Source organism: Lacinutrix sp. MEBiC02595 (assembly GCF_053601555.1).
In genome coordinates this window covers 1-948 of sequence record NZ_JBSHNU010000231.1, presented here as the reverse complement: position 1 = coordinate 948, position 948 = coordinate 1, and the positions used below count along the sequence as shown (strand labels likewise).

The following is a 948-nucleotide window of genomic DNA, read 5'->3' as shown; positions in this document are numbered from 1 at the left end:
TGGGTTGGTACAATTATTCCTCAAAATCCAGTATTCCAATTCAAGTTTATTGCAAACTCTGTAATTTACAATGGGCTAATTGCAATGAACAAGGGAAGTTCCAGAAGTCTGGGATTATTAAACATAACGTGTTTGTGTATGGAAAGTTGCGTGTTTAGACAACTAAAATAGCAAAAGAAAACGAGCCAGAGGATAATCCGAAGGATTTTCCGAGCAAGCAAGAAACTAGCAATTTTTTATACACGGTGTTACCCAACGTTTTTATTGATTTATAAAGTTCAACATTGTCCAAATCATATTTATAATTCCGATAAATCCAGAAATAAACAGAACAGCAACGAACAACAATGAAATTCCTGTCAGTCCATAAATAAAGGATTTAATTTTTTTCATCAGTTTTGAATTTGTTTAATTCAGTCGATTTACTCCAACCCTTTGAATTAATCATTGCGGTAATTAACATTTCCATTGCTTCGTCTAAAGATTTTGTTGCACCTTTCCAAGGTTCCAATTCTTTTGGAATCAGATATTCGATATGATATTCGTCCATTCCAGTTGTTAGAACAACATAATTATTAGATGTGTAATCATTTTCATTTTGTAAAATCAGATGATAATGAGAAGTCAATCCCCAAATTTCAGTTTCTTTAAATTCCGAGTTAATTCTACCAATCCAATTTAGCATTAAAGTTCCGACTCCTTTTGAAATTACGTTAGAGTCGTTTTTTAATTCAGAATAAAATTCAGTTAGAGTTTTACTTTTTTGGTCTGTATTTCTTCTTATCGGCATTTTTGGTCAAATGTTGGGTAACGTGTTTGTATATGATTAGTGGCGTGTTTCAGCACCTAATTTAGTAAATAAAAACCGAATAGAAAATCTGCAAAGATTTTCGTAAGCAAGCTATAACTAGCCATTAATTATATACGTTGTTATCTATAGGTCTTTTC

The 948-nt window shown here is 31.6% G+C and carries 1 protein-coding gene; it reads right to left on the bottom strand.

Going from position 1 to position 948, the window contains the following annotated elements; genetic code table 11:
* Nucleotides 1–379: 379 nt before the first annotated feature.
* Nucleotides 380–790: a hypothetical protein gene (locus tag ACVCZW_RS13270; protein WP_452227604.1), complete on the bottom strand. Its 411-nt coding sequence runs from the start codon at nucleotides 788–790 to the stop codon at nucleotides 380–382.
* Nucleotides 791–948 lie beyond the last annotated feature (158 nt).

Coding starts and splice junctions, on each gene's coding strand:
- ACVCZW_RS13270 (WP_452227604.1), bottom strand. CDS start 790: ATGCCGATAAGAAGAAATACAGACCAAAAAAGTAAAACTCTAACTGAA.